Annotated in this window: 20 protein-coding genes, 1 tRNA gene, 1 rRNA gene and 1 pseudogene; all 23 read right to left on the bottom strand. The window is 28.6% G+C overall.

Translation table 11 applies throughout. The features are described 5' to 3' along the window. Positions 1-18 precede the first annotated feature (18 nt). The 23 genes and pseudogenes from H5J23_RS08150 to rrf all read right to left on the bottom strand — a co-directional run bounded on the left by H5J23_RS08150 (position 19) and on the right by rrf (position 22030). Positions 19-816, bottom strand: a complete 798-nt coding sequence (locus H5J23_RS08150) for a hypothetical protein (RefSeq protein ID WP_185891732.1) — start codon at positions 814-816, stop codon at positions 19-21. A 57-nt stretch (positions 817-873) separates the two neighbouring features. Further along, positions 874-2331, bottom strand: coding sequence for a DNA polymerase III subunit gamma/tau (dnaX, locus tag H5J23_RS08155; protein ID WP_185891734.1), 1458 nt, complete (start codon positions 2329-2331; stop codon positions 874-876). A gap of 24 nt (positions 2332-2355) precedes the next feature. Continuing rightward, positions 2356-3747, bottom strand: coding sequence for a sigma-54 dependent transcriptional regulator (locus H5J23_RS08160; RefSeq protein ID WP_023049574.1), 1392 nt, complete (start codon positions 3745-3747; stop codon positions 2356-2358). Positions 3748-3780: 33 nt separating this feature from the next. After that, positions 3781-4692 carry an energy transducer TonB gene (locus tag H5J23_RS08165; protein ID WP_185891735.1) on the bottom strand — a complete coding sequence of 304 codons (912 nt, stop codon included), beginning with the start codon at positions 4690-4692 and terminating at the stop codon, positions 3781-3783. A 10-nt stretch (positions 4693-4702) separates the two neighbouring features. Further along, entirely contained in the window at positions 4703-5143 is a 441-nt protein-coding gene (locus H5J23_RS08170) for a biopolymer transporter ExbD (protein WP_185891736.1), read from the bottom strand. A gap of 12 nt (positions 5144-5155) precedes the next feature. Then, complete coding sequence (locus H5J23_RS08175; protein ID WP_023049571.1) at positions 5156-5767, bottom strand: MotA/TolQ/ExbB proton channel family protein; 612 nt, start codon at positions 5765-5767, stop codon at positions 5156-5158. Between the two features lie 37 nt (positions 5768-5804). Next, positions 5805-6137, bottom strand: coding sequence for a hypothetical protein (locus H5J23_RS08180; RefSeq protein WP_023049570.1), 333 nt, complete (start codon positions 6135-6137; stop codon positions 5805-5807). After that, positions 6134-8989 (bottom strand): tetratricopeptide repeat protein, encoded by a 2856-nt coding sequence (locus tag H5J23_RS08185; RefSeq protein WP_023049569.1) that lies wholly within the window; start codon positions 8987-8989, stop codon positions 6134-6136. Before H5J23_RS08185 ends, H5J23_RS08180 begins: the two co-directional genes overlap by 4 nt. Then, the gene (locus H5J23_RS08190; protein ID WP_023049568.1) at positions 8986-9522 is read right to left on the bottom strand and encodes a DUF116 domain-containing protein; all 537 of its coding nucleotides are present in this window, start codon (positions 9520-9522) and stop codon (positions 8986-8988) included. The genes H5J23_RS08185 and H5J23_RS08190 overlap by 4 nt, the downstream gene beginning before the upstream one ends. Positions 9523-9622: 100 nt before the next feature. Next, positions 9623-10744, bottom strand: a complete 1122-nt coding sequence (dnaN, locus tag H5J23_RS08195) for a DNA polymerase III subunit beta (RefSeq protein WP_023049567.1) — start codon at positions 10742-10744, stop codon at positions 9623-9625. Between the two features lie 16 nt (positions 10745-10760). After that, positions 10761-11585, bottom strand: coding sequence for an RNA polymerase sigma factor RpoD/SigA (locus H5J23_RS08200; protein ID WP_023049566.1), 825 nt, complete (start codon positions 11583-11585; stop codon positions 10761-10763). A gap of 127 nt (positions 11586-11712) precedes the next feature. Beyond that, positions 11713-12714: an NAD(P)H-dependent glycerol-3-phosphate dehydrogenase gene (locus tag H5J23_RS08205; RefSeq protein WP_023049565.1), complete on the bottom strand. Its 1002-nt coding sequence runs from the start codon at positions 12712-12714 to the stop codon at positions 11713-11715. A 13-nt stretch (positions 12715-12727) separates the two neighbouring features. Continuing rightward, a complete protein-coding gene (gene plsY / locus H5J23_RS08210) occupies positions 12728-13330 on the bottom strand; it encodes a glycerol-3-phosphate 1-O-acyltransferase PlsY (protein ID WP_040405908.1) in 603 nt (200 codons plus the stop codon). Positions 13331-13342: 12 nt separating this feature from the next. After that, positions 13343-14703: pseudogene (gene rlmD / locus H5J23_RS08215) on the bottom strand (23S rRNA (uracil(1939)-C(5))-methyltransferase RlmD). 18 nt (positions 14704-14721) lie between these two features. Next, positions 14722-14994, bottom strand: a complete 273-nt coding sequence (locus tag H5J23_RS08220; protein ID WP_023049562.1) for a hypothetical protein — start codon at positions 14992-14994, stop codon at positions 14722-14724. Positions 14995-15012: 18 nt separating this feature from the next. Then, complete coding sequence (rsmH, locus tag H5J23_RS08225; RefSeq protein WP_185891737.1) at positions 15013-15951, bottom strand: 16S rRNA (cytosine(1402)-N(4))-methyltransferase RsmH; 939 nt, start codon at positions 15949-15951, stop codon at positions 15013-15015. A 49-nt stretch (positions 15952-16000) separates the two neighbouring features. Continuing rightward, entirely contained in the window at positions 16001-16255 is a 255-nt protein-coding gene (locus tag H5J23_RS08230) for a YggT family protein (protein WP_023049560.1), read from the bottom strand. A gap of 9 nt (positions 16256-16264) precedes the next feature. After that, complete coding sequence (gene pgsA / locus H5J23_RS08235; RefSeq protein ID WP_040405889.1) at positions 16265-16834, bottom strand: CDP-diacylglycerol--glycerol-3-phosphate 3-phosphatidyltransferase; 570 nt, start codon at positions 16832-16834, stop codon at positions 16265-16267. Between the two features lie 24 nt (positions 16835-16858). Next, on the bottom strand, positions 16859-18199 hold the full coding sequence (rimO, locus tag H5J23_RS08240) for a 30S ribosomal protein S12 methylthiotransferase RimO (protein WP_023049558.1): 1341 nt from the start codon (positions 18197-18199) through the stop codon (positions 16859-16861). Positions 18200-18294: 95 nt separating this feature from the next. After that, positions 18295-20406, bottom strand: coding sequence for a polyribonucleotide nucleotidyltransferase (gene pnp, locus H5J23_RS08245; RefSeq protein ID WP_023049557.1), 2112 nt, complete (start codon positions 20404-20406; stop codon positions 18295-18297). A 160-nt stretch (positions 20407-20566) separates the two neighbouring features. After that, positions 20567-21784: an FtsW/RodA/SpoVE family cell cycle protein gene (locus H5J23_RS08250; RefSeq protein WP_023049556.1), complete on the bottom strand. Its 1218-nt coding sequence runs from the start codon at positions 21782-21784 to the stop codon at positions 20567-20569. Between the two features lie 43 nt (positions 21785-21827). Further along, a tRNA-Asn gene (locus H5J23_RS08255) sits at positions 21828-21903 on the bottom strand. A 10-nt stretch (positions 21904-21913) separates the two neighbouring features. Continuing rightward, positions 21914-22030, bottom strand: a 5S ribosomal RNA gene (gene rrf / locus H5J23_RS08260).

The raw sequence follows: 22030 nt of genomic DNA on the forward strand, positions 1-22030 counted from the left end.
AAACTCCTCCTAATTATTTTATGATTTTACTATTTTAATTTTTATTCCACTAGCTAATGCTCCAAAAATAAATGCAAATTCTGGAGATATTAAAGCTAAAAATACACCTACTGTAAAACATAAAGATTGTTTTTTTACTTTTTCATTTAATATACTTGCAACAATCTTCATAAAATACATTATGTAAACTATTTTTAAAACTTCTAATATATTACTTGTTAAATTTCCTCCAAAAGAAGTATATTTCTCTATAAAAAATACAACTATATAAGGAATTAACCATAAATATGAAGCTTCCCACTTAAAGAAATCTTCTTTATTTAAAAAGTAATATGTTAAAAATACTGTCATATTTAAATACGCAAATACTAAATATGTAAAATTATCTTTAATATACTTAAATGCCATATCTACTTCATATTGAGTAAATGTTGTTTTTTGTAAATATAAACTTTTTAATTGTTCAAATCCTATATTTAACCCAACTCTATTAAAATATATGTATATACAAACTCCAATACCTATCAATAAGCTTGTTATAAATATTCTATCAAAATATTGTATTTTTCTGTCATATCTTTTTAATATATAGTAAAGAACTTCTATTGAAACAAAAACTCCAATATAAGTTACTAAAAAATGTATATCTATCCAACCTATAGCAACTAAAGCAACTACATTGGCTATAATTTTAGTTTTTAAATCTGCATTTTCTAATTTTTTGATTTTATAATATGGTAAAATCCAACTTAAAAAAGGCATCGAGGTAGAAACTAAAAATAATGCTGCTATTATTATTCCTGTTATTAAAAACATTAATCCTCCTAAAACTTTATCAGGATAATTATACCATAAAGGTAGAGTTTTGTTAAGCTATATTATTTCTCCTCCAAAAAAATCTATTATTTTTTTAGAAAAATCCTCAGTTTCTCCTCTATCTTTATTTTTATTAACCTCTTGCAATTCATATTTTATCATAATTTTTGACTTAAGAACTTTTCTTGCTACATCTAAGAACAATGTTCTATAAGGTTCTGTTTCCATCATATTTTTTGCAAATCCCTGATCTTCTGGAAACCCAATAGTTAAAGTGTTGTTTGAAAAATCTTTAAAATATGCTTTAATTAAAAATGCTCCAAATGTCATTTTTACTTTTTTAGACTCTTCTATTATTTTATTCCAAGATTTTTTTACTTCATCATAAGTTACTTTAGATACAATTTCTTGATTAACATCATTTTCTGAAATGTCTACTACATCCTTATCAACTTCTTGAACTTTTTCTATAATTTTCTCAACTATAACCTCTTTTTCTTTTCTCTCTGTTAATCTATTTAAAATAACATATCCAATTAGACGTTTATCCTCTTCATAACGAAATTTCGATAAAATATCATAAATTGTGTCAATTATTTCTAGACCTTTTTCAGTTTCTAAATCACCTTTTATAATTCTATCTTTAGCTCTTTTGGCTAAATCTTTAAAAAATAACTCTATATCTATAGAATTTTTCCAGATATCTTCTAAAAGTTCAATTCCTTGAGACTGATTTTTATTCTCTATAGCTTCTATAAATAAATCTATAGTTTTCAAAGGAGTTATTCCTAATACATCCTCTGCTTTTTCAATTACAATATTTTTTTCCTCTGTATTTATCATAAGTCTTTCTAAAATTGATATTGAATCTCTCATGCTTCCACCAGAAGCTTCATAAATAGCGACTAAACTAGGTTCATCTATTTTATATCCTTCGCTATCTACTATATATAGTAATTTCTCTCTCATATCTCTATAATTAACACTTTTAAAATCATATCTCTGACATCTTGAGATGATAGTTGGTAAAATTTTATCAGGCTCTGTTGTAGCTAAAATAAATAGAACATGCTCTGGAGGCTCCTCTAAAGTTTTTAAAAGAGCATTAAAAGCTTCTTTAGTTAACATATGAACTTCATCTATTATGTAAACTTTTTTTCTTCCCTTAGTTGGGCTATAATTTATCTTTTCTTTTAATTGTCTTATTTCATCGATTCCTCTATTTGAAGCTGCATCTATTTCAATTAAATCTAAAAAATTTCCCATAGAAATCTCTTTACAATTTTCACATACGTTACAAGGTGTATCTGTTATACCATTTGTTAAACAGTTTACACCCTTTGCCATAAGTCTAGCTATAGATGTTTTTCCTACACCACGAGGTCCTGTAAATAAATAAGCGTGTGCTAACCTATTAGATTTCAATGAGTTTTTTAAAGTCTGAACAATCTCTTGCTCTCCTGCAATCTCTTCAAAACCTTTTGGTCTGTATTTTCTATATAATGTTACGTGCATTTTTTCCTCCTAAGGCCTAGAGTTTTACTCTAAGCCATAGTTATTCATCTTTGTTCTCAATGTATTTCTTGTTATTCCAAGTAGTTCAGCTGTTTCAACTTTTTTACCACTTGTTATCTCTAAAACCTGACGTATTAACTCTTTTTCTACTTTTGATATTATTATCCCATAATAGTTATTTTGTTTATTATTTTTTAATCCTAGAAGCTCTCCCTCTATCCAATCAGTTAATACCCAACTTTGGTTATCCCCTTTTCTTTTAGATATTTTATTTCCTGTTACATTTCCTGGTAATTCTTCAACTAGAATAGAGCTTCCTCTACAAAGAGCTACTGCTGACTTTATAGCATTTTTTAATTCATTTACATTTCCTGGCCAATCGTATCTCATTATTTTTTTCATTGCAGGTTTACTTACACCTTTTACAGCTTTATGTAACTCTTCATTACAACTAGATAAATAATGATCTATTATAAATGGAATATCATCTTTTCTCTCTCTTAGTGGTGGTATATTAATCTCTAATATTTTTAATTTATTATACAATTCATCAATAAATAATTTTTTATTAATTAATTCTTCTAAATTTTCACTTGTAGTAGCTACTATTCTTATATCCATTTCGATAGGTTCAGATCCACCCATTCTAAAAAATTCTCCCTCTTGTAATAAATACAAAATCTTTGATTGCATATCTAAGCTTAAAGACTCTATATTTCCTAGGTGCAGCGTTCCTCCATTAGCTTTTTCTAAATCTCCTATTTGTAAAAACGCTGCTCCTTCAAAGGCTCCTTTTTCATAACCAAATAACTTTCTTTCTAGAAGATTATTCTGAAAAGATGTACAATTTACTGATAAAAATGGCTTTGTATTCCAATCACTAAATTGATGTATCGCTGTTGCCACACTACTTTTTCCAGTTCCTTTCTCTCCCACTACTAAAACTGGAATTCTACTATTTGCAACTCTTCCAATCATCTTATATACTTCTACAATCTCTTTTGTTTGTCCTATTAATTTGTCTCCAGTATTTTTATTTCTGTCTACTCTTTCAGCTAAAAGTTTGTGATCTTTTACTGCTTTTTCTAAGATTTTATTAACATCTTTTGGACTAATTGGTTTTAAAATATAGTCATAAGCACCTGCTTTTATCACACCTGCAACTAATTTTAAGTTTGAAGTTTCTCCCATTATTATAATTACTGATCTTTTATGTGTTTCTGTAATTTTTTTAACAAGGTTAACTAATGCGTCTTGTTGTAAATTTGTTTCATCAATTACAACAGCCTCATATTTTCTCTCTTTTAATAGCTCCATAAAAGAACTAATATTTTCTGCAAACCTTAATTCATTTTCAAAATTACTTTCTAACTCATCTTTTAATTCATTTTCTAATCTAAATCCTAAAAGAGTCAAATCTCTTCACCATCCTCTAATTTTTACTTCTATTTATGAAGCTCCTAAAAGTTTAAAACTATATTCTAAATTAACATTCCCTTTTATATTTAATCCATTTTTTGTTAAATAGATTCTCCAAGTTCTTGCAATTTCTTCTATAGCCATATTTATTTCTGGAACTCCACTACCCTTTTCTATAAATACTGATGTAACTTTACCTGTTTCATCTATTTGTATTTTTAATAATACTTTACCTTGCATACCTCTTAGCTGAGCAGCTTCTGGATATCTAGGTTCTCTATTTCCTTGATCCCATTTAGCAACTACATCTCCATCTTCTACTCCTAATCTATAACCACTTGGAAGTCCATCAGCTCCGTTTTTTTCTACCATAGTTTTAAATCCTAGCTCCTCTTCTCCCTCTCCTTGAAAAGCTAAATCTTTACTACTTTCATCTAACTGATAATCTACGCTTTTATCTAAAATTGTATCATCTTTAGATATTGTTATATCTTTAGTTGGATCTATTGAAGATTTTTTTTCAGCTTCTTGCAAATCTTTTTTATTTAATAACTCATTCTTTAAATCACTATTTATCTCTCTAGTTGAAGGTTTATCAATGGCTAAGAACTCTGTCTCTCTCTTTGAAATACTTTTTGCTAAATCATCTAATGAAAGTTTTTTAGTTTCTTTTATCTCTTGTTTTTGCTCTACTGGTTTAGGTTCCTCTTTTTTAACAACTTTCTTTTCCTCTTTTTTCTCCTCTTTTATAGGAGTAACTTTTTTCTTTGGCTCTAGCTTTGTTGTTGTTCTTTTAGTATTTGTTTCAAGAGAAACTAAACCAACCTTTAACTTTTTATCAACTATTTCATCTATTTTAATTCCAGGAATCAAAAATAAAATAAGAAGGTTTATGATTACCGATGCTATAAATATTTTTAAATCATTATTTTGTCTATTCATAGATTCGCACCTACTTTCCAGGCGAAGCTGTATCTATATCTAAAGAAATAGCTCCTGCCTCTTTAGCTGCTGTCATCGTATCTACAATTATACCATGATTAACACTTTTGTCAGCACTAATGATAACATTTTTATCTTCTGATTCAATAAGCTTTTGTGCAAGTTCCTCTTTTAAATCTTTTGCACTTACTTTTTCCCTCTTACTTTTTCCTTTATCCTTATAACTTATAAAAAATTCTTTATCTTTCGTTACAATAACTTGCAACTCATTAACTGGCTTAGTACTTTTTACCGTAGATGTAGGTAAATCTATTTTTATACTACTATTAACATCTTCAAAAGTTGTAGCAACTAAAAAGAATATTAGCAACAGAAATACTACGTCTATTAAGGGAGTTAATTCAAGTATTAAAGAATTACCTGATCTTCTTTTAATTCTATTAAGTTTCATGCTCCCCCTCCTTTATTTTCTAAAGTAGTTTATTAACTCTGCACTACCCTTTTCCATATCATTAATCTGATCATCAATTTTTTTATTAAAATAGTTATATAAAATAATTGATGGAATAGCAACAAATAATCCTCCTGCAGTTGTCAATAGAGCCTGAGATATTCCACTTGCTAATACAGATGCATCTCCTGTTCCATGTAATGATACAGCTTGGAATGCTTTTATCATACCTGTAACTGTTCCTAATAAACCAATTAATGGTGTTGTATGAGCAACTACTGATAAAAGCCACATATTTCTTTCTAATTTTGGAACTTGAGCTAAAGCTACTTCTCTAGCTTTCTCTTCTAATGTCTCTACATTTGTACTTCTTGTTTTGTACCAATAGATTAAAACTTCCTTTATAACCTTAGCAGTTGAACTTTTTTGATTTCCTAAAGTTGTAATTGCCCCTTTAATATCGTTCTTTTCAATTGCACTACGTAATATAGGTCTTATTCTAGACATATCTATATTCTCATTTACTCTAAAATAAATTGCTCTTTCTATTATTACATACAACCCTAATATTGACATAAAAACTATAAAATACATAAGTATTCCACCATTAACTAACCAGTACATTCTATAGACCTCCTAATCTTTTGTGTTGTAATTTTAATTATAATGCTATTCCCAATGTAACTAATGCAACTACTCCTATTATGTACTTCCAAATTGGAGTTCCGCTATCAGTTTCAGTTAGACTCTTATTCATTGAATCGTTTGTTTCATTTATTTGAATAACTTGTTTTTGATCTTTAAACTTATCTGCAGTTATATTTTTATCATCTATTTTTATAACTTTTTTTTCTAACTGTACATTACTTTCTTTTGGATAACTTTCTAGTTGCTCTTTATTTACACCAGTTACCTGCTTATCAATAACTACATCCTCATTAGCAAAAACCCCTAAAGATAAAACCATTAAACCTGTAATAACTAATTTCTTCATATGTTCTCTCCTCCGTTAAAAAAATCTTTATATTTTTCAGAAAGTTTTAAATTCTCTCTTTTTAACTGCTCATAATATACTTTTGCTAAATCTTTTTTCTCAATTTTTAAATTTAAAAATATTAATTTCTCTAAGAAATAATCTTTATTTTTACTTTCTGTTCTTAACAATTCATCATATTGAGCTATTGCATCTTTAAAATTATTTAAATTCTCATATCCCTCTGCTGATCTTATTTTTGATTCTAGTGCGTATTCACTTGTAGGATATAAAACATAAAGTTTAGTATAATTTCTAACAGCTTCTTTTGTTAATCCAGTATTTTTTTCAATATTAGCCACTTGATACAATGCTTTATCTTTATATGCACTATTTTCTAAAACTAATATACTTTCATAATATTCCTTTGCTTTTGAAAAATCTTTTTTAGAATAATAATAATCTCCTAGTCCTAATGCTCCAAAATCTTTATAATCATTGGTTACTATTAATTTTTCAAATTCAACTTTTGCTTCTTCATGCTTTTTCTCTCTTTGAAGATGTTTTGCCATATAGTAACTTTTTTTGTTATCATTAGTTATTTTATTTATCCACTCTAATTCTTTTTGAATATTTTTAGTATTTTCAGATAACTCTATTATTTTCATAAGAGATTTTTCTTTTAAAACATCATCTTTAGTTTCACCATATAGTTTTTCATAAGTTTTTAAACTATTTGTATTATTTCCTTGAATTCCATATAGCTCCCCCTCCATTAAAAGAATATTATCTTTTAATTTTGAGTTAGGATATGATTTAAAAAATTCTTTACTTTTAGCATCAAACTCATTTGTATTTTTTAGTAGATATAAAGATGAAATCTCCCAATACAATCCTTTTTCTTTATATTCTGGATTTTTTGAGTTTTGTGCACTTATTCTATATGCATCTATTGCATCTTGGTATCTCTTTTCACTATAATATGTTTCTCCTATTTGAAACTGTGCATAATCTCCCATATTTGAAACTAATTTTAACTTCTCAAAATACTCTCTTGCTTTTTCTGGATTATCTAGTCTAAAGTAACTAATTGCAACTTTATCAACAACATCCTCTAATGCATATAAGTTATCTCCAGCTATATAAGCCTCTCCTGAATTTATTGCATCTGAATACTTTTCCCATAAAAAATAATTTTTTATTACATTGTATTTTGATTTTTCATAAAGAGATTTATCAACGTTATCTCCACTATTTAAAATTTGATTAAAATACATTTCTGCTTCATCGTATCTTCCCATTCCCATAGTAGCAATTCCCTTTTGATAAGTATTTTCTAAAGAAGCATCTTGAATGTTTAAATATTGCATTACATCACTGTATTTTTTTTGAGCTATCATAACTTCTATCAAACTAGAAACAATTTCAGGATCTCTATTTACTGCTAAATATTCTTTATAAAGATTTATAGCTTGTTCTCCTTTGCCTTCTGCTAGTAAATTATCTGAAGTTATTATCGTTATATTTTTCTTATATTCTTGGTCACTTGGATATTTTGTATTATACTCTTTTATCAGATTATTTAACTTTACTCTATCCTTTGTTTTACTCAAGGTTACAATCATTTTATAAAGAGATTCTTTATTAGGAGATATATTATAATTTTTAGCATAATATTCTTCTGCTATTTTAAAATCTCCCTCTTGGAAAGCCGAAGTTCCAATTAGATTATTTATTGCAATCTCTTCTTCTCTACTTAAATTTAATCCAACTGCTAAGTTTCTGTTATTTAAAACCCACTTATAATTTTTATTTAAATACTCAATAGATAATTGATAGTATATACTTTCATTTTTATATTTTGTTGGGTATAATTTTCTAAAATTTTCTAAAGAATTTTTATAATCTTTCAACCTATATTGAGAAAGTGCTATTCCATACCACACATCTATATCTTTAGTTGTTATTTTATTATAATAAGATAATGCGACATCACTTGATCCTCTAACTAAATAGAAATCACCAAAACTTTTTAATGCTGTATTATATAATTTTGGATCCGATGATAAACTAGATAATATATTTTCAGCTTCTTTAGCATTACCCTGCTTTAAGTAAATCTCTATCATTGTTAAAACTGATAGAGTTTTATATTCTGAACTTACATTGCTATTTTTTACTTTTTTGAAATACTCCAATGCTTTTGATGTTTCATTTGTCTTATAATAAGAAGATCCATATAGATAATTAACTAAGTCTCTATTTGTACCAACTTTTGCACCTCTATAATATTCATCTAAATAAACTATAGTTTTTATATATTGAGAGTTATTATATGCTGCTAAAGCAAGATTTAGCACAACATCTTCATAGTTCTTTCCTTGTACACTTAAAGCACTTGTAAGCTCCCTTTGAGCCCTGATATAATCTTTATTATCCATATAACCCTTTCCTATTGATAATAAAGCTTCTTCATAGTCATTTTTCCCTTCAGGAGTCGTTCTAACTATTAAATTTGCTGCTTTAGATGCTGTATCAAAATCTTTTAACCCTATATAAGATTTAGTTAAATATAAATATATATTATTACTTTCATTTTGATTTAATTTTAAATCTTTTAAACACCCGTTTAAAGTGTTTATTGCTTCTTGATATCTTCCCTCTACGTAATAAACTTGTCCCATTCTTATTTTTATATTTTTTATATATTTAGAACGTGGATATTTTGTTATAAAATTATTAGACTCTTGAAGTGCCATAGAATATTTTCTCTGAATAAACAGCTCATCCAAAAATTTAATATCCTCTTTTTCTGAGGCAATTAACCCAGAACATATTAAAAGTCCAGCAATAAATAGTTTTAATTTTCTCACGTTGTCCCCACCTCTCTTAATACCTTTCTTATTTCATCTACGGCTACTCTAGTATCTTTGCACGGCGTATTTATAATTTTATTAAAAACTCCGTAAACTGGTATTGGAAATGAATCTCTAACTCCAGAAGTTAAATCCCTTTTACAAGCTACAGCTATTACTAAGTTAGGTCTCTCTTCTTTTAAGTATAATCTAGCCAATGTTCCACCAGTAGCCACTTTTATGCTAATATGTTTAAATTCATCTTTTAATCTTATAATTTCAGATATATCACACAATCCACACATTTTACAATTTTCTATATTATTTGTTATTTTTAAATTACAATCATACTTTTGTATACAGTGAGGTAATAATATTGCTATCTTTTTTATTTTCTCTTTTTTTATTTTTTTTAAGACTCTCTTATTGTTAAAATTTATAAACTTTTTTGCGCTATTATTATCATATGGATTTTTAGTTATATATTCCAATAGTAAATACCTGAAGTATTGAAGTTCATATATAATTTTTAGTATATAAAATTTGCTCATTATTTCTCCTTAAATGAAAAAATATTATCCAAATTATACCATAAAGAATTTATCTTTGCAAAATAAAAACTAGCTCACTCTGTAAGCTAGTTTTTATGATCTAGTCTTTCAAAGCTAAAGGCATTACTATATAAGTATAATTATCTTCTTGTATATTTCTTGTTCTTACAGCACTATTTGATGTTGTAAACTCCAATGTGATAATATCTTTATCACTTGATTGAACAAACTCTAATAAGAACTTCACATTTAAAGAAATCTTAAGATTATCTCCTTCATAATTTACTTTTGCAATCTCTTTAGCCTTTGCAATCTCTCCTATTCCTTCAATTTCAATATCATTTCCAGATAAGGTAAATATTGCTCCAAACTTTGATTCTGAATTGTTTTTTACAAAAATTTGAATTCTTTTTAACATTTTTTCGAATTCAACTCTATTTATTTGTAATTTCTTGTTATATCCACTAGCTTCTAATATTGTTTTATAGTTTGGGAATGGTAAGTCAATAACTCTACTTATTATTGAGATATTTCCTAACTTAAAGTATAACTGCTTGTTTTTTTGTGTAAATGCAATCTCTTCTTCATTTCCGTTTCTTAATAATTTAGACATTGCATCTATTGTATTTATCGGGATACTAACTTTAAAAGTTCCGTCACTATCTAAATAGTCGTGCTCTAAATATGTTAAACGATAAGTATCTGTAGATATAAACTTTATTTTATTATTTTCAATCTCTACTCTTATACAATTTATTGATAAATTGTCACTAGACATCGAAGCTGAAAACTTTACTTTATCAAAATAATCAGCTAAATCTAATTTTTTTAATTTAAACTCGAACTCGTTATCTTCTAACTCTGATTCTTGAATTTTAGGAAACTCTTCTGCATTCATTAACATAAACTCAGAAGCTGAATCTGATGTTTCTATTGTTAAAACATCTTCTTTTATATTTAAAGTAATCTCTTCATCTTTGATTTCCTTTAAGTACTCTTCTACTAAATTATGTTGAAAAACAGCCTTTCCCTCTGCTATTACATCACATTCCATATGTGTTGATATTGTTAACTCTAAATTTGTTCCACAAAACCATAATCTATTCTCTCTTGTTTCCATATAAACATAAGAGATTATGGGTCTAATTTTATTTTCATTGATTGCTTTTTCTACTATTTTTATCTTCTTTAGAAATTCTAATCTATTAACTTTTAAAATCAATTTAACCTCCTTGCTTTTAATAGTAATAGTTTCCTTTTAGTAAGTCACTATAACGTATTCTTAATTTTTCTAATGTTTTTTGCTCAATCTGTCTTACTCTTTCTCTTGTTATGCTAAAACTTTGCCCAATATCTTCTAAAGTATGAATTTGGTTTCCATCAAATCCAAATCTAAGTTTTAATATCTGTTTTTCTCGATCGTTTAATTTATTTAATATCTCTTTTATCTGAGATGTACTCATCTCTCTAATTAGATTATCCTCTAAATCATTGTGCATCTCACTAGCTATAGTATCTTCTAAGCATATATCTTCTCCTATTGGAGAACTAAGAGATATTGTTTCTTGAAACTCCAGCATTAAATCTTGAACTTTTTCTAAATTTATACTTAATCCATCTGATATTTCATATATACTTGGATAATCACCTTTTAACATAACGGTATCCATTATAAATTTATTTATTTTATTCAACATATCATGTTTATATGACGGTATCCTTATCTCTCTACCTTTGCTTATTATAGCTTTACTTATAGCTTGTTTAATCCACCAAACAGCATATGTTGAGAATCTATACCCCTTCTCTACATCAAATTTTTCAATTGCATGAATTAAACCAAAGTTACCTTCACTAATTAAGTCTATAAAACTCATACCTTTACTTCCATATTTCTTGGCTACATTAACTACTAATCTCAAATTACATAAAATTAATCTTTCTCTTGCTTCAATATCACCATTTTTTGCTTTTCTTAAAAGTAATATCTCTTCATCTTTTCCTAACACTTCATACTCTTTTATATCATCTAGATAAAATGAAACTAAATCTTTTTCTGTCATACACACCCCATACCCTCATTAGTTATCTTTTTCTATTTTGAATCTCCGTGTTGCTTATTTAATTTTTTTATTTATGAATTTCTTTTAATGTAATTAATAATTTAAGTATAACTTGCAAAATTTCTTTTTAATAAAATTCTTCTTTTAACTCTCTTGTCATTAGCTCTTTAACCTTTTCTTTTGTGTTTGCTCCCTCGTATATTATCTCATAAATTGCCTCAACTATTGGCATGCTTATTCCTAACTCTAACTTTTTAGCATACACAGCCTTAACTGTAGGTACACCTTCAGCAACCATTACCATACTATTTAAGATGTCCTCTATTTTTTCACCTTTTCCAAGTCTTTCACCAACATATCTATTTCTACTATGTTGACTAGCACAAGTTACAACTAGGTCCCCAATCCCAGTCAACCCTGAAAATGTTCTTTCATCAGCTCCCATAACTTTTCCAAATCTTATCATCTCTGCGATTCCTCTTGTTATTAAAGCAGCTTTTGCGTTATCTCCATAACCTAATCCATCTGCGATTCCTGCTCCTATTGCTAAACAGTTTTTTACTGCTCCTCCTAGCTCTACTCCTGCTATATCTTCACTTACATAAACTCTAAAGTTTTCTGTGTTGAACAGTTCTTGAACTTTTTTAGCATTCTCTAGCTCTCCTGCTGCAACTATAGTTGTTGGTAGCTCTTGAGCTACTTCTTCTGCATGAGTTGGACCAGATAAAATCACTATATTTTTATGGTATTTTCCTTTTATCTCATCTTTCATAACATGAGATAACGTTTCTCCACTTAAAACTTCTATTCCTTTTGCTGTATTTATTAATATCATACCCTCTTCAATTTGTGAAGATACTATCGCCATTACACCTCTTAATACTTGTGATGGTACAGAGAAAATGACATATTTAACATTAGCCAAAAGTCCATCTAATTCCCACGTAACTTTCAGATTATCCGGAAATTTTACTCCTGGAAGCAATCTCTTATTTTCTTTTTCCAGATTTAATTTTTCAGCAATCTCTTTATTATGTTCCCACATTACAACTTCATAACCTTTTTTTGCTAAAATCATTCCTAAAGCTGTTCCCCAGCTTCCTGCTCCTATTACAACTACTTTTTCCATTTAATTTATCTCCTTACTTTAAATTAAATTTATTTTCTTTCCCTTCCATGAGCCTTTGAATATTTGCTTTATGTTTATAAATTACAAATATTCCAACTATTAGAGATATTACCACTAATGGAAGTCTAGTTGCGTCATCTCTTACAGGCATAAAATATGCTAAAATTGGTAATAACCCTGCACATATAACTGATCCTAAAGAGATGTATTTACTAATTCCTACCACAAGTATAAATACCAATACCAAAACGCCTACCACTTTTGGCATTAAGAAAAGAAAAACTCCTAAGCTTGTTGCTACCCCTTTTCCACCTTTAAATTGTAAAAAGAATGAAAAAGTGTGACCTAGTATAGCTACCAAACCTAATAATATAATATATATGCCACCAATATCAAATAAACTTGCTATATAAAGTGGAATATATCCTTTTAAAGCATCTAATATTAGAACCATTATACCATACTTTGGTCCTAAAATTCTATAAGCATTTGTTGCACCAGAGTTTTTGCTTCCATATTCTCTTATATCAATATTTTTAACTCCCTTTCCTAACCAAACACCACAAGGAAGTGAACCAAATATATATGCAATTACTGCAAATATTAAAAACTTTATCATAAAGCCCTCCTATTTTTTAACTAATCTTCCCACTACTTCAATATGGCTTGTTTGAGGAAACATGTCCACTGGTTTTACTCTAACTAACTTATATCCTTCTCTTTCTAAAATTTCTATATCTCTAGCAAAAGTTGATGGATTACAAGATATATATACAATCTCTTCTATTCCAACTTTAGATATATTTATTAGACTTTCCTCATCAATCCCTTTTCTTGGTGGATCTAATATTATTGAATCCACTTTTTCTGCTTTTATTAATTTTCCTAGCTCTTTATTTACATCCCCACATATAAATTGAACATTTTCTATATTATTTTCTTTTGCAGTTTGAATTCCATCTTTTACAGCTGATTCTACAATTTCTATTGAGTAAACTTTCTTTGCTTTTTTAGATAGAATCATTCCTATTGTTCCAGTTCCTGCATAAGCATCTACAATTTTTTTGTTTTCTATATTTTCAAACATACTTATAGCTAAACTATATAATCTTTTTGTTTGATCCAAGTTTATCTGGAAAAAAGATGTTGGAGATATATTAAAATGAATATTATCAATATCCTCTTTAATTGTTTTTTCTCCAAAAATAAGTAGATTTTTATGGCCTAAAGCTACATTCGTTTTTCTATCATTTAACGAAATATAAGTCGATGTAATCTCTTTAAACTTATCCATTACCTCTTTCAAAATACTTTTAATTTTTTCAGAAACTTTTGTATCATTTATTATTAAAACTAACATAGCTTCATTAAAAGAGTTTGTTCTAACCATTACATGTCTCAATATTCCTGAATGTTTTTTTTCATCATACACAGTTACTTTATTTTTATTAAAACATTTTTTAACTCTGTGATTATTTTATTTCCTAATACTGAATTCAACATATTATCTTCTACTTGAAATACATCATGACTTTTTCTTTTAAAGAATCCAGTTATAATTTCTTGTCCATTAAAAGAAAATGGTTCAATAACTTTATTTCTATAGTTTTTTTCAATAGGTGATTCTAATGTGTCCTCTATTAAAACTTCACTATTTTTACCTATTCTTCTTATTACATCCTCTACCATCTCTTTTTTATATTTTAACTGAGCAGTGTAATCTAGCATTCCAAAATCACACCCTTGAAAATCTTCGAAAGTTACATGATTTAAATCTTTAATTCTTTCAGCTCCAGGAGTTATAATCTCCTTTATTAAAGCTCTTCCATAACTCTTTTTTAAAGAAATTATCTCAACTTTTAAAATATCTCCAGGGACAGACATAGGCACAAACATAGCAAACTCGCCATTATAGTAACCTAATCCCTCTCCACCGTAGACTATTTTTTCTATCTTAATTTCAACTATTTGTCCTTTTTCTAGTTTCATAAATACTCTCCTTTATTTTTAAAAAGAGCTATCATCTATTTTAAAGAAATTTATCTTTTCAGAAATAACCATATTTTTTTGTTTATTCATTTCTTGTTCTATTTTACTTAAATCCATGAGTAAGTCATATTCATATATTCTTTTACTTCTCTCTTTTTCAAGCTCTCTTAACTCTCTTTCAATCTTCAAATTACTTTTTTCTAAATATGAGATTGTTCTTATAAGGTACCCATAAAATGACCAGATTAAAATTATACCAACAAGTGTTAATAAAACTTTTTTTCTCTTCATCAGGTCCTCCTTTTATTTTTATAATTTTTCGATAACTCTTAATTTAGCTGAATGCGCTCTATTGTTAAATTTTAACTCATCTTGACCTGAAGTTATTGGCTTTCTATTTACCAATTTACCTTTAGGTTTTTCGTTACATACACATATTGGAATCTCTTTTGGACATTTACATCCTGTACAAAGATCTCTAAACATATTTTTTACAATTCTATCTTCTAAAGAGTGGAACGTTATTATTGCTAAACGTCCTCCTTTTTCTAAACTATTAAAAGATTTTGTTATCGCATTTTTTAATACATCTAATTCTCTATTAACTTCAATTCTAATAGCTTGGAAAACTTTTTTAGCTGGATGTTTTTCACTTCTTGGTGGATAAGCTTTTCTTATTATCTCTACAAGTTCTCCAGTTGTTTCAATAGGCTTTTCCTCTCTTCTTTGACAGATCAATCTAGCTACCTTTCTAGCAAATCTATCCTCTCCGTATTCAAAGAAAATTCTAACTAATTCTCCTTCTTCGTATTCATTAACAACTTCATAAGCTGACAACGCTTCTTCTCTATTCATTCTCATGTCAAGCTTTGTATCATATCTATATGAAAACCCTCTTTCTGGATCATCAAGTTGAGTAGATGAAACTCCAATATCCATAAGAATTCCTGTAACTTCATTAGCCCCAGCCATATACAGAACTGTTTCTATATTTTCGAAGTTACTTTTATATACAGACCATTTTTTTCCATATTTCTCAAGTCTTTTTTTTGCAAATTCTATTGCTTGATCATCTTGATCTATAGAAATTAATCTTCCTTTATCACTAATTTCTTTTAATATACCTTCAGAGTGTCCTCCTCCTCCTAAAGTACAATCTACATATATACCATCTTTATCTGTTATTAAATTTTCTAATGTTTCATAATATAAAACTGGTATGTGGTATTCACTTTCTATTTCGTGCATTTTTGTTCCTCCTACAAAAAATAGAGAAGCCATTGGCCTCTCTATTCTATTATAATAAATAAAAAATAATATATCTTAGAATCTTCAAAGCAAAATAAGCCAATACTGGTGACAAATCTATTCTAACATTTCCCATAGGTATCAAAGTCCTAAAAGGTTTTAAAATTGGCTCTGTTAAAGCATATACAAGATTTGTAAAGTCATTTCTTGAATATGGAGCTAACCAAGAGATTACTATTCTTATTAATATAAGTATATTCATAATTTCAAAAGCTAAATTTATAATTCTGTAAATTAAACCCATATTTTCTCCTTATTTCTCTCCTAAAAAGTAATGTTTTGCTTTTACCGAGTATTCCCATCCAGACCAAATTGTTAAAACAACTGGAATTAATGTCATATAAAAATAAATTGTTTTATACAAAGTTTCTTTTTCAGGAGTATTTCCTAGCCCAAAGAACAGCATAATTATAATCACAATCATTTGAGTAGTTGTTTTATATTTTCCTAAAATTCCTGCAGGAATCACTTCCCCTTTTGCTGCAGCTATAGTTCTTATCCCACTAATTAAAAATTCTCTTGCTATAACAACTATAGACATCCATGCTGGAATATAATCTAATTTTACAAAGATTACCAATGCTGATATAACAAGTATTTTATCTGCCAAAGGATCCATTATCTTACCCAAATCAGTTATTAAATTATATTTTCTTGCTATATATCCATCTAACCAATCTGTCAGCGATGCAAAAATAAATATACCAAACGCTATCATTCTATACAAAGTATGATGTGTAGTCCCTGCTGATTCTTGTAAAAAGTATATAAAAGGTATTGCTAATATTAATCTAATTGCTGTAAGTTTATTTGGCAAATTCAAGACTGACTCCTCCTTATTTTAAGACTATTTTATTTCGTTTTCTACAATTGCCCCTATATAGTCATATTCAAAATTTTGTTCTATTTTTACTTTTACTATTTCCCCTTGTTTTGCAGTTCCATCATTTGTTAAAACTTTTCCATCTATATCTAAGGCTTGTCCTCTAGTTCTTCCCTCTAGCATAAACTCACTCTCTGAAGAAATACCGTCAATCATAACTTCAACAACTTTTCCAATCATTGCTCTATTTTTTATCTCTGCAATTTCAGCTTGTAAATTTGTTAATTCAGCCCATCTTTTTTCTTTTATTTCTTCTGGAACTTGATTCTCTAAATCATGTGCAACAGTTCCCTCTTCTCTAGAGTACTTAAATACACCTACATAATCAAATTTAAACTCTTTTATAAAATCTTTTAACTCTTCAAAATCTTCTTCTGTTTCTCCTGGGAATCCTACAATTACAGTAGTTCTGATTGTTGCTTCAGGAATTTCAGTTCTTATTTTATTTAAAATTGATTTTATATGATCACCTGATTTTGCTCTAGCCATATTTTGTAGTATATTTCCTGAAATATGTTGAATTGGAATATCAAAATATTTACAAACTTTTGGTTCATTTTTTATAACTTCAACTAGTTCATCTGTTAATGAGTTAGGGAACATATAATATGATCTAATCCACTCTATTCCATCTACTTTTGCTAATTCTTTTAATAAATCAGGTAAAGCTTTCTTCTTATATAAATCAATTCCATACTCTGTTGTTTCTTGAGCTAATAAATTTATTTCTCTAACTCCATTTGCTGCTAAAGCTTTTGCTTCTTCTACAATATCCTCTATTGTTCTACTTCTTAAATTTCCTCTAAGTTGAGGTATAATACAATACGTACATCTTCTATTACATCCTTCAGCTATTTTTAAATAAGCTGTGTGAGGATTTGTTGTTAAAATTCTTTCTGTTCCTGCATCTGCTAAGAATTCAAAAGAATCACATCTCACAATTTTAGAATCCTCTAAAATTGTATCTACGATCTCTTCTATTTTATGTATTTCACCTGTACCAACTACAGCATCTATTTCAGGAATTTCTGAAATTAATTCATCAGCATATCTCTGCGCTAAGCATCCTGCAACAATTATTTTTTTTACTTTTCCAGAGTTTTTCTTTTCTGCAACTTCTAATATTGCTTGAATTGACTCCTCTTTTGCATCTCCAATAAATCCACATGTATTTACTAAAACAACATCTGCCTCTTCTAAATCATTTGTTATTTCAAATCCTTTTCTAGCTACCATTAGCCCTATTAAGTGCTCACTGTCAACTAAGTTTTTACTACAACCTAAACTTATTAAACCTAATTTCATTTTTTACCATCCTTCATTTTTTGTTGCTTTTATTTCTATACGGAAAAATAACACAGAGGTTGAAGTCCTCTGTGTTATCCCCCTTAATTTTAAAATTATTCAGCTGCCATTTCTTGTAATAATTTCTTTCTACTTAAACTGATTTTTCCATTTTCTGTAGAAATTACTTTTACTTCAAATGTGTCTCCAACTTTTAATACATCTTCAACATTAGCTACTCTTTCTAAAGATATTTCTGATACGTGAAGAAGTCCCTCTTTCCCTGGTAATATTTCCATGAAAGCTCCAAACTTAGCTATATTTACCACTCTTCCTAAATATACCTCTCCTACTTCAACATCTTTAACATATCCATTTACTAACTTTATAGTATCCTCTAAAACATCTAATCCTTTACAGAATATAGATACTCTTCCATCATCTTCTATATCAATAGTTGCACCTGTTGCTTCTATAATTCCTTTTATATTTTTCCCACCAGGTCCTATTAAAACTGCAATTTTATCCTTTGGAATTACCATTTGGTGAATTCTTGGAACAGTTGGTGCTAATTCATTTGTATTTGATATTGTGCTATTCATTAATTCTAATATTTGTAATCTAGCGTCTAAAGCTTGCTTTAAAGCTATTCTCATAATGTCCTCTGATATTCCTGCAATCTTCATATCCATTTGTAAAGCAGTTATTCCAGTCTTAGTTCCTGCAACTTTAAAGTCCATATCTCCTAAGTGATCCTCTAGACCCATTATATCTGTTAACACAACATAATCATCATCTTTTTTGATTAGACCCATTGCAATTCCAGCTACATGTTCTTTAATAGGCACTCCTGCATGCATTAATGCTAATGATCCTCCACAGATTGACGCTTGAGACGACGATCCATTAGATTCTGTTATTTCTGAAACTAATCTAACTGTGTATGGGAAATCTTCTACTGACGGCATTACATAGCTTAATGCTCTCTCTGCTAAAGATCCATGTCCTAGTTCTCTTCTTCCAGGTGCACCCATTCTTCCCGTTTCTCCAACTGAATATGGAGGGAAATTATAGTGTAGATAGAATTTTTTAAAATACTCTTCATCTAGCCCATCTATTAATTGCTCATCCTCTTTAGTTCCTAAAGTTGCTACAACTAACGCTTGTGTTTCTCCTCTTGTAAATAAAGCTGATCCATGTACAATTGGTAAAACATTTACTTCTGCTGCTAAGTCTCTAATTTCTGTTGTAGCTCTTCCATCTACTCTATGTTTATTGTATAAAATAGCATCTCTAACTTGCTCTTTCATTAAATCGTGATAATATTTTGCAAATTCTGCAACTACTTCTGCAGGAACTTCCTCTTCTCCAAAGTTTGTATTTACAAATTCTTCAAATAAAACTTCTTCTAATTGATCTACAGCTTCTTCTCTAGCTTTTTTTCCAGTTGTTAAAACAGCTTCTTTTAACTTAGTAGCTCCATTTTGATCGATAAAGTTTTTAACTATCGGCATTACTTCAGGTGCTTGGAACTCTATCTTCTCTTTACCAACTAAAGCTTGGAACTCCATTTGGAACTGACATAATTTCTTTATATTATCATGAGCAAACATTATAGCTTTTAACATTGTTTCCTCATCAATTTCTTTTGCTCCTGCTTCAACCATGTTGATGGCATCCATACTTCCAGCCACCGATAAATCTAATTCACTTATTTTTAATTGCTCTGGTGTTGGATTTAAAATAAACTCTCCATCTATCATTCCAACTACTACTCCAGCTACTGGCCCCATAAATGGAATATCAGATACTGTTAAAGCTACTGATGATCCAACAATTCCCATGAAATCAGGAGTACATACTCCATCATATGAAAGTGTTGTATTTACAATATGAACATCGTAATGAAACCCTTCTGGGAACATTGGTCTTATTGGTCTGTCTATTAATCTAGCTATCAGTGTAGCATTTGTTGATGGTCTAGCTTCTCTTTTATTAAATCCTCCTGGGAATTTCCCAGCTGCATAATATTTTTCTACATAATCTACTGTTAAAGGAAAGAAGTCTATTCCCTCTCTAGCACTTTTACTTCTGTTAACTGTACTTAATAAAATTGTATCACCATATTGAACCATTACAGCTCCGTTTGATTGTCTTGCTATTTTACCAGTTTTTAACGTTAATTGTCTTCCACCTATTTCTAAGCTTAAGCTTACTTCATTAAACATTAAGTTTCCTCCTTTTAAATTGGTAGAGGATAAATATAGCAAATAATAAGGAACTAAAACTAAAGATTTTAGCTTTAATCTCTTACTACTTACCTTATATTTATCCTCTATATTCTTACATTAAAGTATATCATTTTTACATATAAAAATCAAAATATATTTATTCAACATTCATATTATGAATCAAACCAAGAGCTATTCCCATAGTTACCATTGCACTTCCTCCATAACTGAAGAATGGCATTGGTAATCCAAAAACTGGTAGTAATCCAACAGCTACAAATATATTTATTATTACTTGAGTTATTATTTGAGCTCCCATTCCTAAGGCCAAGTATTTTCCAAAATAATTTTTACACTCTCTTCCTGTTACCATTATAAAATGATATAATGCAAAAAATAATCCAACAACTACAAACATACCCATTATTCCAAACTCTTCTCCAAAAGTAGCCATTATAAAGTCTGTATGTATCTCTGGAAGGTAACTATACTTTTGAACACCATTAGCATACCCTTTTCCAAATAACCCTCCACTACCAAAAGCATAAACAGATTGCTTCACCTGATAACCGTAATCATCTGAGTAGTTTCCAAAAAATAATCCATCTATATAACTTTTTATTCTCATTATCTTATAGGAAGCTCCCTCTTCGCTGGCATATTTATAAACCGCTGCTAGTCCACCTATACCTAATACTCCTCCTAAACAACTAACCCTTAAAATCCATTTATCTTTTAATTTACTCATGAATATCATAAATAACCAAATTGCTAAGTAGTGAATTGCTGTTCCCATATCTTTCTGAGCTAAAATTAACACACCATAAACTCCTAGGTATATTAAAGCATTTATTATTGTTACGCTCTCACTCAAATCATTATCTTCCGCTCTTGCCAAGCAATTTGCCATATTTATAACAAATGCACATTTTAAAATTTCAGCTGGTTGAATAGAAACTGGCCCTAGATTTATCCAACCATAGGCTCCATTTATCTTGGGAATAAATGGTAAATTCATTTTTCCTCCGATATACATTCCTAATAAAATAAAAATACTTGTTAGGAATATAAATCCATTTACCTTTCTATTACTTAAAATTTTATATGTCAATTTTAATTTTTTAATTTTTCCAGCATTACCAATAAAAAGATATATTATAAAAAAAATTAATATGTATACAAAGTGTTTTTTTATATTTTCAGGTTTCATATAAAAAGCTGCACTAACCATATTAATTGAACTTAAAACCATCAATATTACTATTATAAAAAACAATGAAAATCGTCTCTGTCTTAATCTAATCATTTTATTTTTAATTTTTTGTTGTTGATTTTTTAAATTTTCTTGAAAAAATTGTCCAGTTGTATTTTCCATTTAAATTCTCCCCTTAAAATTCTTTTTACAAAAAATAAAAAAATGGCGCTTCTTGCTGGGCTCGAACCAGCGACAACACGATTAACAGTCGTGCGCTCTACCAACTGAGCTAAAGAAGCACTTTTTTAAGATTGGCAACTTCCTATCCTCCCAGGGGGCTGCCCCCCAAGTACTTTCAGCGTTTATGGGCTTAACTTCCAGGTTCGAAATGTTACTGGGTGTACCTCCATAGCTATCGTTGCCAAT

The sequence above is a fragment of the Cetobacterium sp. 2G large genome (assembly GCF_014250655.1).
Lineage (GTDB): Bacteria > Fusobacteriota > Fusobacteriia > Fusobacteriales > Fusobacteriaceae > Cetobacterium_A > Cetobacterium_A somerae.

Coding starts and splice junctions, on each gene's coding strand:
- H5J23_RS08250 (WP_023049556.1), bottom strand. CDS start 21,784: ATGGAAAATACAACTGGACAATTTTTTCAAGAAAATTTAAAAAATCAA.
- H5J23_RS08205 (WP_023049565.1), bottom strand. CDS start 12,714: ATGGAAAAAGTAGTTGTAATAGGAGCAGGAAGCTGGGGAACAGCTTTA.
- H5J23_RS08180 (WP_023049570.1), bottom strand. CDS start 6,137: ATGAAGAAATTAGTTATTACAGGTTTAATGGTTTTATCTTTAGGGGTT.
- H5J23_RS08175 (WP_023049571.1), bottom strand. CDS start 5,767: ATGTACTGGTTAGTTAATGGTGGAATACTTATGTATTTTATAGTTTTT.
- H5J23_RS08230 (WP_023049560.1), bottom strand. CDS start 16,255: ATGGGTTTAATTTACAGAATTATAAATTTAGCTTTTGAAATTATGAAT.
- H5J23_RS08170 (WP_185891736.1), bottom strand. CDS start 5,143: ATGAAACTTAATAGAATTAAAAGAAGATCAGGTAATTCTTTAATACTT.
- H5J23_RS08150 (WP_185891732.1), bottom strand. CDS start 816: ATGTTTTTAATAACAGGAATAATAATAGCAGCATTATTTTTAGTTTCT.
- H5J23_RS08165 (WP_185891735.1), bottom strand. CDS start 4,692: ATGAATAGACAAAATAATGATTTAAAAATATTTATAGCATCGGTAATC.
- dnaX (WP_185891734.1), bottom strand. CDS start 2,331: ATGCACGTAACATTATATAGAAAATACAGACCAAAAGGTTTTGAAGAG.
- H5J23_RS08190 (WP_023049568.1), bottom strand. CDS start 9,522: ATGAGCAAATTTTATATACTAAAAATTATATATGAACTTCAATACTTC.
- rimO (WP_023049558.1), bottom strand. CDS start 18,199: ATGAAATTAGGTTTAATAAGTTTAGGTTGTAGTAAAAACTTAGTTGAC.
- H5J23_RS08220 (WP_023049562.1), bottom strand. CDS start 14,994: ATGAAGAGAAAAAAAGTTTTATTAACACTTGTTGGTATAATTTTAATC.
- rsmH (WP_185891737.1), bottom strand. CDS start 15,951: ATGCACGAAATAGAAAGTGAATACCACATACCAGTTTTATATTATGAA.
- H5J23_RS08200 (WP_023049566.1), bottom strand. CDS start 11,585: ATGACAGAAAAAGATTTAGTTTCATTTTATCTAGATGATATAAAAGAG.
- pnp (WP_023049557.1), bottom strand. CDS start 20,406: ATGTTTAATGAAGTAAGCTTAAGCTTAGAAATAGGTGGAAGACAATTA.